This is a genomic window from Actinomycetospora sp. (genome assembly GCF_055612215.1).
Genome location: NZ_JBVPVA010000657.1, coordinates 1 through 8,650, shown reverse-complemented (window position 1 = coordinate 8,650; position 8,650 = coordinate 1). Strand labels below are relative to the sequence as shown.

8 protein-coding genes and 2 tRNA genes are annotated in these 8,650 nt (G+C 73.2%); 1 reads left to right on the top strand and 9 read right to left on the bottom strand.

All coding sequences use genetic code 11. From position 1 onward, the window contains the following. Positions 1-5 precede the first annotated feature (5 nt). The 7 genes from AC0CYZ_RS18020 to AC0CYZ_RS17990 all read right to left on the bottom strand — a co-directional run bounded on the left by AC0CYZ_RS18020 (position 6) and on the right by AC0CYZ_RS17990 (position 6,152). Positions 6-78, bottom strand: a tRNA-Lys gene (locus tag AC0CYZ_RS18020). A 62-nt stretch (positions 79-140) separates the two neighbouring features. Further along, positions 141-213, bottom strand: a tRNA-His gene (locus AC0CYZ_RS18015). Between the two features lie 81 nt (positions 214-294). After that, positions 295-981: an oligoribonuclease gene (gene orn, locus AC0CYZ_RS18010; RefSeq protein WP_472217778.1), complete on the bottom strand. Its 687-nt coding sequence runs from the start codon at positions 979-981 to the stop codon at positions 295-297. Positions 982-1,089: 108 nt separating this feature from the next. Next, on the bottom strand, positions 1,090-2,178 hold the full coding sequence (locus tag AC0CYZ_RS18005) for a hypothetical protein (protein WP_472217776.1): 1,089 nt from the start codon (positions 2,176-2,178) through the stop codon (positions 1,090-1,092). Positions 2,179-2,241: 63 nt separating this feature from the next. Then, positions 2,242-3,870, bottom strand: coding sequence for an AMP-binding protein (locus AC0CYZ_RS18000; protein ID WP_472217774.1), 1,629 nt, complete (start codon positions 3,868-3,870; stop codon positions 2,242-2,244). Continuing rightward, positions 3,867-5,882, bottom strand: coding sequence for an SDR family oxidoreductase (locus AC0CYZ_RS17995; protein ID WP_472217772.1), 2,016 nt, complete (start codon positions 5,880-5,882; stop codon positions 3,867-3,869). The genes AC0CYZ_RS18000 and AC0CYZ_RS17995 overlap by 4 nt, the downstream gene beginning before the upstream one ends. 45 nt (positions 5,883-5,927) lie before the next feature. Next, positions 5,928-6,152, bottom strand: a complete 225-nt coding sequence (locus tag AC0CYZ_RS17990) for a hypothetical protein (RefSeq protein WP_472217770.1) — start codon at positions 6,150-6,152, stop codon at positions 5,928-5,930. A 59-nt stretch (positions 6,153-6,211) separates the two neighbouring features. On the opposite strand from AC0CYZ_RS17990, the gene ligD reads away from it, so the two are divergent. Then, positions 6,212-7,213: a non-homologous end-joining DNA ligase gene (ligD, locus tag AC0CYZ_RS17985; protein WP_472217768.1), complete on the top strand. Its 1,002-nt coding sequence runs from the start codon at positions 6,212-6,214 to the stop codon at positions 7,211-7,213. A 71-nt stretch (positions 7,214-7,284) separates the two neighbouring features. On the opposite strand, the gene AC0CYZ_RS17980 is transcribed toward ligD, so the two are convergent. Both AC0CYZ_RS17980 and AC0CYZ_RS17975 read right to left on the bottom strand, forming a co-directional pair. Next, positions 7,285-8,307: a DUF1206 domain-containing protein gene (locus AC0CYZ_RS17980; RefSeq protein ID WP_472217766.1), complete on the bottom strand. Its 1,023-nt coding sequence runs from the start codon at positions 8,305-8,307 to the stop codon at positions 7,285-7,287. A gap of 77 nt (positions 8,308-8,384) precedes the next feature. Next, positions 8,385-8,650: oxidoreductase (locus tag AC0CYZ_RS17975; RefSeq protein ID WP_472217764.1), on the bottom strand; the 266-nt coding region annotated here is incomplete at its 5' end.

The window sequence follows — 8,650 nt, the reverse complement described above, 5'->3', positions numbered from 1 at the left end:
AAGGGTGCGCCGTCAGGGACTCGAACCCCGAACCCAGTGATTAAGAGTCACTTGCTCTGCCCATTGAGCTAACGGCGCGTGACCAGAAGACTATCAAGCTCGATCTTCCGGTCCGGCAACGGGGGTACCGCTGCCGTCCGGGTGAGTGACGGGACTTGAACCCGCGACACCTGGGATCACAACCCAGTGCTCTGCCAACTGAGCTACACCCACCATCGCCGCCCGGTCTCCCCGGCGGCCCGCCAAGCGTACAAGCCCGGGCCGGGTGCTCCGCTACGGGGTTGTCCCCCGAGGTCAGCCCGAGCCCGGAGCGGGGGCCTGCCCCCCGGCGGAGCCCTGCTGCCCGGCCTCGATCGCCTCCGCGGCGCCCGCGCCGGCCGCGTCCGCGGCGAGGACGTCCGACGCCGCCGCGCGGGCCTCGTCGGTCGAGGGCCCGGGGAGGGGGACGAAGGCGGTGCGGCGGTAGTACTCCAGCTCGCGGATCGACTCCCGCGCGTCGGCCAGCGCCCGGTGGGCCAGGCCCTTCTCGGGCTGCGCGTAGTAGATGCGGGGGTACCAGCGCCGGCACAGCTCCTTGATCGAGCTGACGTCGATCATGCGGTAGTGCAGGTGCTCGTCGAGCTCGGGCATGTCGCGCGCGATGAACCCGCGGTCGGTGGCGATGGAGTTGCCGCACAGCGGAGCGGTCCGCGGGTCGGGGACGTGGCGGCGGACGTACTCGAGCACCTGCTTCTCGGCCTCGGCCATGGTCACCGTCGAGGCCCGGACCTCCTCGGTCAGCCCCGACTTCGCGTGCATGTCGACGACGACCTCGGGCATGTTCGCCAGCGCCTCGTCGGAGGCGTGGATGACGACGTCGACGCCCTCACCGAGGGGGACCAGGTCGGCGTCCGTGACGAGCGCCGCGATCTCGATGAGCGCGTCGTTCGCGAGGTCCAGCCCCGTCATCTCGCAATCGATCCACACCAGCCGTCCGTTCACGCGGCCGACCCTAGCGAGATCGGGCCAGCCCGGCGCGGCGTCGCCGACGAAGTGGATTTCCTGCCACTGGTTGCAAGCGTCGACGCTTCGCTGGCACGGGGGCAGCGCTCACGGACGAGCGAACGCCGCCAACTGCGCCGCCCGCACGTCGTCGGTCTGCGCCTGCACGAGGTGGAACATCGCCTCGCGCGACCACCGCTGCTCGTGCGACGACCTGTACATCGCCGACCCGCCCCGCGCGGCCACGAGCCCGGCCGCGGCCCGCACCGTGAGCTCCGCGATCCGGCCCCGCAGCGACAGCCGCTCCTGGACGAACCGATTCCGCTCCGGGCTGAACCGCAGCTCGTAGGCCCGCTCCCGCAGCGGCCAGGCCGCCGCGGTCAGCGCCTGGGCCTCCTCGAGCGCCGCCGGGCGGTCGCGCTCGTGCCCGGTCCGCACCGTCTCGTCGATCACCCGGCGCAGCAGGCCCAGGGTGGCCGGCTTGGTGTCGACGACGGTGTCGGCGTCACGGCGTCGCCACTCCTCGCGGTCCACGATGGCGGCCACGTCGTCGCCGCGGACCCGCATGTCGGAGAGCTCCAGACCCACCGTGCGGGTGCCGCCCATGACGGCCAGGGCGTACGGCGCGGAGGCCCGCAGGCCCGGCCGCTCGTGGGCCGGGAGGAGGGCGAACACGACCTGGTCGTCGTCGGACACCGCGGCGATGAGCACCAGGTCGACCAGCCCCCACCCGGTGCACCACTCCGAGCGGCCCGTGAACCGCCATCCGCCGGACCCGTCGGGTACGGCCCGCACCGCCGGCGTCCCCGGACGGCGCAGGTGGGCGATGGCGATCCCGCCGAGCTCGTCGCCGTGGGCGAGCGCCGCGCGGTACTCGTTCGCCGCCGGGTACGACGAGTTCGCGGTGAGCGCCTGCGGGCTGCGGTGCTGGGTGAGGACGAACCAGGTCGCGGCGTCGGCCCCGGCGAGGACCTCCTCCACCTCGCAGAGCGCGCGCTCGCCGTGGCCGAGCCCGCCGTCGGCGACCGGCGCCGCCACGCTGTAGAGCCCCTGCGCCGCCAGGCACCGCAGCATCGAGCGCTGCACCCCGGTCTCGGGGATGTCGCTGTCGGCCGCGTTCGCCAGCAGCATCTCGGTGACCTCGCGCGCGAGGTCGACGGGATCGGCGTCCTTCGTCAGGCCGGGGTGAGTGCCCATGGTCTCAGGGTTCTCCGGGGGGAGCGGGAGGAACGCACAGCTCTCACTGAGCGGAACGGGGCGTCAGGAGTCCGACGAGCCGAGCTCGGACTTCACCACCTTGCCGGTCTGGTTGCGGGGCAGCTCGTCGAGGAACTCGACGTCACGGGGCGAGGCGAAGCGCGCCAGGTGGTTCTTGACGTGGTCGCGCACCGCGTCCGCGTCGAGCGAGGCACCGTCCTCGAGCACGAGGTAGGCGGCCAGGCGCTGGCCGTACTCCTCGTCGTCGACCCCGACGACCGCGGCCTCCTTGACCCCGTCCATGTCGGAGAGCAGGCCCTCCACCTCGCCGGCATGGATGTTCTCCCCACCCGAGACGATCATGTCGTCGGCGCGGCCGGAGATGAACAGCAGGCCGTTCTCGTCGTAGTGCCCGAGATCACCGGTGCCGAGCATGCCGTCGACGACCTCGGTCTCGCCGCGGCCGCCGGTGTAGCCGGTGAAGAGCATGTCGTTCCCGACGAAGATGCGGCCCGTCTCGCCGGGCTCGAGCTCCTGGTCGTCGTCACCGAGGATCTTGACGGTGGTCCCGACGGGCGGCCGGCCCGCGGTCCCCGGCTCCTCGCGGAGCTCTTCGGGCTTGGCGATCGAGGCCCACGAGACCTCGGTCGAGCCGTAGAGCATGTAGAGCTTGTCGCCGAAGGCGTCGAGGAACTCGGTGACCTTGTGCGGGGGCATGGCCGAGCCGGTCGCGGTGACCGTCTTGAGCGCCGAGGTGTCGTAGCGGGCGATGACGTCGGCGCCGAGCTCGAGGATTCGCTGCAGCATCACCGGCACCGCGTACATCGACGTGCAGCGGTGGGTCGCGAGCTGGGCCAGCGCGTCCTCGGGGTCGAACTTGCGGCGCAGGACGATCGTCGAGCCCATGAGCGAGCCGATCTGGTACGCGGCGAAGCCCCAGGTGTGGAACAGCGGCGCCGAGACCAGCGCGGGCTCGCGGGCGCTCAGCGGGATGCGGGAGAGGATCGCGTTGACCGGTCCGATCCCGGTGGGGGAGGGGCGCTCGGCGCCCTTGGGCGTCCCCGTTGTGCCGGAGGTGAGCACGATCGTCTTGCCTGTCGGCGGCCGCGTCGGGAGGGCCTTGGAGCCGTCGACGGAGATGAGGCCCTCGAGGGTGTCGTCGCCCCAGCAGGCCGCGCCGGCCTCCTGCCACGCGGCGATCCGCTTCACCGAGTCGTCGACCTCGTCCAGCCGGTCGGCGAGGTCGGAGTCGACGACGATCGTCGTGATGTCCTGCTCGTCCGCGACGGCGGCCATCTGCTGCGACGAGAGCCCGGTGTTGAGCAGGACGACGTCGGCGCCGATCTTCGACGCGGCGATCATCGTCTCGATCGGCCCGCGGTGGTTGCGGCACAGCACGGCGACGCGGCTGCCCGGGCCCAGGCCGCGGTCGGCGAGGGCGCGGGCGAGGCGGTCGGTACGGGTGTGCAGCTCCTGGAACGTCAGCGTGCCGCGGTCGTCGACGATCGCGAGCCGGTTCGGGTGCCGCCACGCCCCGACGACGAACGCCGTCGTCGGGGTGAAGCCGTAGCGGTAGAGCGCGACCGGGAACCGGACCACGCGGTCGGGCCGGATCGGGGCGACGACGCCGGACTCGACCAGCAGCCGCACCCCCGTCGCGAGCTCGGTCGGGGTTCCGAACGGTGTCCTCACCAGTGCACTCCAGGAAGCAGTCGGGCAAAGGCCTGCGCGCCCCGGGACAGGGGACCCGCCTCGAGGGCGCGGTCCTCCCCGGGGGTCTTCTCATCGGTACCCTCGCGAGCCGCGGACGACTCCGGGAACACCCGGTAGGCCACGTGCATGACCACGTCGACCAGGCGCGGGGCGAGGTTGGCCGAGACGGCGCCGAGCGTGCCCAGCGCCGTCCCGATGTGCTTCGGCCGGTCGACCAGTGCGCGGATCACCATGTCCGCGGCCTCGTCGGGGCTCGACGTCGGGAACGCGTCGTACATCTTCGTCGGCGCGATCATCGGCGTACGGACCAGCGGCATGTGGATCGTCGTGAACGTGACGCCGTCACCGATCACCTCGGTCGCGACGATCCGCGCCCACGCGTCGAGCGCCGCCTTCGAGGCCACGTAGGCCGCGAAGCGCGGGGGCCCGGTCTGCACGCCGATGGAGGAGATGTCCACGACGTGCCCGAACCGCCGCTCGATCATGTGCGGCAGCAGCGCCAGCGTCAGCCGCACCGCGCCGAAGTAGTTGATCGCCATGGTGCGCTCGAAGTCGTGGAAGCGGTCGAGCTCGAGCTTCACCGACCGGCGGATCGAGCGCCCGGCGTTGTTGACCAGCATGTCGATGCCGGTGTCGGGCCCGGCGTGGTCCGCGAGCAGCGCCTTGACCAGCGCGTCGACGGACTCACCGTCGGTGATGTCGCACGAGTAGACGTGGGCCTGCCCGCCCTCGCGCTCGACCTCGTCCTTGACGGCCTCGAGCTCCTCGGTGCGCCGCGCGACGAGCAGCGGGACGCCGCCGTTGCGGGCGACCTTGATCGCGGTCTCGCGCCCGATGCCCGAGGAGGCGCCGGTGATGACGACGCGGCGCCCCAGCAGCGGGGGACCGGGGGGCGTGCGGCGCGCGCGGTTCGGGTCGAGGTGCTCGCGCCAGTACTCGACCAGGACCGGCGCGTAGTCGCCGAACTCCGGCGGGGTGAAGCCGTCGAGCGCCTCGACGGTGGCCTCGGAGGAGTAGACGCACGAGAACGTCAGGTGCGGCAGGACCTCGGGCGGGATGTCGAACTCGGCGAGCGCGATGTCGCGGGCCGACCCACCGGCCGGGGTGCTGCCGATCCCCTCGGCGACGCGGGTGAGTGCCTGCCCGACGGCGGGCGGCAGCACCGGCAGGAGCTTGGGGGCCCCGAGGGCGCCGGCCAGCGCGTTGTAGATCTCGGAGAGCGGCTGCGGGCGCGGATTGACCAGGTGGAACGCGCGCCCGTCGAGACCGGCGGTGTGCACCAGGGCGACCATCGCGTCGGCGACGTAGTCGACCGGGACGATGTTCGTCGCACCCAGCTCGGGGGCCGGCACCCGCAGGAAGCCCGGGAGCCGCCCGAGCGCGTTGATCGCGCCCATCAGGTAGTACGGCCCGTCGATCTTGTCCATCTGGCCGGTCTGCGAGTCGCCGACGACGACGGCGGGCCGGTAGACCCGCCATGCGGTGCTCGACTCCTCGCGGACGATCTTCTCGGCCGCGAACTTGGTCTCGTGGTACGGGTTGCCGAACTCCTGGCCGAGGTCGAAGTCGTCCTCGGTGAACACCCCGGTGTGCTCGCCGGCCACGGCGACGCTGGAGACGTGGTGCAGGCAGCGGGCCCCGATCTCGGCGGTGACCGCGACGACGTGGCGGGTGCCGTCGACGTTGGCCGAGCGGTTCGCGTCGTCGTCGGCGGTGACGTCGTAGATCGCGCCGAGGTGCAGGACGTCGTCGACCTGGCCCGCCAGGTCGATGATCGTCTCGTCGGAGAGGCCCAGCCGTTCGGCGGTGAGGTCGCCGGTCACGGTGACGAGCTTGTCCGCGCCCTCGAGCTCCCGGGTGCGTCGGCGGAGCTTCTCGACCGACCCCCGCCGGACCAGGGCGTAGACCGCCTCGCAGTCCTCACGGGCGAGCAGACGGGCCAGCACGGCGCGCCCGAGGAACCCGGTACCGCCGGTAACGAGGTAGCGCATGGCGGAGGATCGTGGCACGACTCACCCGACTGCGCCACGGCGACCTCACGGGTCGTCGCGGCTCATGCTCTCCACGTGGTCCTCGGCGGCGCCGCCCGGGGAGACGCCCTCGACGGTGCCGGTCGTCTGGTCGGCGTCGGAGCGTTCCGGGTCGAGACCCTCGAGGAGCTCCTCGGTCTCCTGGTGCTCACCGACGTAGCGCTGCTCGAGGTTCTCCGCGCGGTCGGCGGGGTCGAGATCTGACCGGTTGCCGTCCGCCTGCTCGCTCATACCGGCGCATCCTGCCGGGGTGTGGCGCGCGTCGCACGACGGCGGGGTACGAAGGACCCGTGGAGCCGCTGGACCTCGAGAACCTGCCCCCGGACCAGGTCCGCGCGCTGCGCCGCGCCCCCGACGCCGGGTTCCGGGCGCCGATGCTCGCGACGCTGACCAAGCCGACGGACCCGCCGCCCGGCCCGGAGGGCTGGAGCTTCGAGCGGAAGTACGACGGCGTGCGCGTCATCGCCACCCGGGAGCGCGGCGAGCGCCCCCGGCTGTGGAGCCGCAACCAGAAGCCGGCGGACGCGAGCTATCCGGAGGTCGTCGAGGCCCTCGAGGCCGCGGGCCCCGACCGGTTCGTGCTCGACGGCGAGATCGTCGCCGCCGACGGCCGCTTCGGCTCGCTGCAGGCGCGGATGCACCTCAGCGACCCGACGCGGGCCCGCGCGACCGGCGTCGAGATCGAGTGCCACCTGTTCGATCTGCTCGTCCTCGACGACCTCGACGTCACGCGCCTGCCGTTGTCGACGCGGCGGGGGCTGCTGGAGTCCGTTGTTCGCGACGACGGCCCGTTGCTGCACTCGCCGACCCTCGACGGCGACCCGCTGGCGCTGCGCGACGAGGCCTGCGCCGACGGCTGGGAGGGCCTGATCGCCAAGCGCCTCGACGCGCCGTACACCGCGGGCCGCAGCCGCGACTGGCTCAAGCTCAAGTGCGTCAAGGACCAGGAGTTCGTCATCGGCGGGTGGACCGACCCGTCGGGGTCGCGGCACGTGCTCGGGGCGCTGCTCGTGGGGTACTGGCAGGACGGCGCGCTGCGCTATGCGGGCAAGGTCGGGACCGGGTTCGACGACGCCGCGCTGCAGCTCCTGCGCTCCCGGCTCGACCCCCTCGCCGTGCCGGAGGCGCCGTTCTCCGACGTGCCCCGCGAGCGCGGCCAGCACTTCGTGCGCCCCGAGCTGGTGTGCCAGGTGGGGTTCGGCGAGTGGACCTCCGACGGCCGGCTGCGCCACCCCCGCTACCAGGGGCTGCGGGAGGACAAGGACGCGGCGGAGGTGGTGCGGGAAACATAGGTGCGCTTCGCGCTCGTGAGCACTTTCCCGTGTCATAGGGCGGAAAAGTGCTCACCGGCGCGCAGCGCACCTCAAGGGTGACGGGCGTACGCGTCGATCACGCAGTACACGAAGTACGCGGCGAACCCGACCGCCGCGACCACGAACATCGTCGCCCCGAGGGTGTGCGCGGCGATCGCGCGCAGGGCGACGTCGAAGCCGCCGATTCGGTGCGGCGCGTTCTCCCAGGCCGCGAGCGTGGTGAGGACGCCGACGGCGCCGAAGGTGACGGCCCGCGTCAGGTTCCCCAGGGAGCCGGTCACCAGGGCGAGGACACGACGACGGCGCGGCAGCTTCTCGGGCACCAGGTCGCCCATGAACGTCGCGCGCACCCCGGTGTAGGTCATGGAGAAGAACATCCCGATCGCGAACAGCCCGACCGCGCCCACCAGCCACCGGCCGCCGGCGTGGGCGAAGACCTCGTCGACGGTCTCCTGGAAGGCGTTGCGGCGGCCCTGCATCCGGGTCGCGAACTCGGCCGCGAGCCACGCCACCGAGAGCACCCCGACGGCCTTCGCGAACGCCCCGAGCCGCTTGCGCCAGCGCTCCTCGGGGCGGGCCCAGCAGAAGCCGACGGCGGCCGCGCGGAGCTGCCAGGCGGCGAACGCGGTCAGGGCGAGGGCGGCCCCCGCGAGCAGCCAGCGGCCGAGGGACCCGCCGCCGGACGCGACCAGCTCGATCGCGCCGCGCGGGTCGGCGTGCGCGCCGCGCTCGCCGAGCGTGGCGATGCGGACCGCGAGCACCGCGATGCCCAGGTGGACCAGCCCGTAGGCGATGAGGCCGACGCGCCCGAGCGCCTCCACCCACGCCGGCGCGTCGCGGTCGCCGGGGCGGGCGCAGCGTCCGGTGTGGGGCGGGCCCGGGTCGGGCTGGGTCGTCCCGGCGGACGGCGACGTGGTCCCGGCGGACGCCGACGTGGTCACGGTGGGCGCCGGAGTCGTCACGGCGGGCGCCGGTGCCGTCCCGACGGCGAGGCCCCCCGTCGGCGTGGGGTCCTCCGGTTCCGCGGCCGTCGCCGGGCCGCCGGAGGCGGGCGACGCGGACGCGGGGCTCATGAGACAAGTGGTACCCGGCGCGGCGTGTTCTGTCGCTGTGGGCTCGCTGTGATCTGCGGGGGACCACTCCCTCGGGGTCACGGCCACCGGGCGGCCCGCGCGTACTGCTCGGGCCAGGTGACGTCGTCGTCCACCCCGAGCTCGTGCGCGGCGCGCAGCGGCCAGTGCGGATCGCGCAGCAGCGCCCGGGCGAGCAGCACGACGTCGGCCTGCCCGATGGCGACGACCTTCTCCGCGTGCGCGGGCTCGCTGATCATCCCGACGGCGCCGGTCGGCCCGCCGGCCTCGCGGCGGATGCGCTCGGCGAAGGGCACCTGGTAGCCGGGACCGACGGGGATCTCGG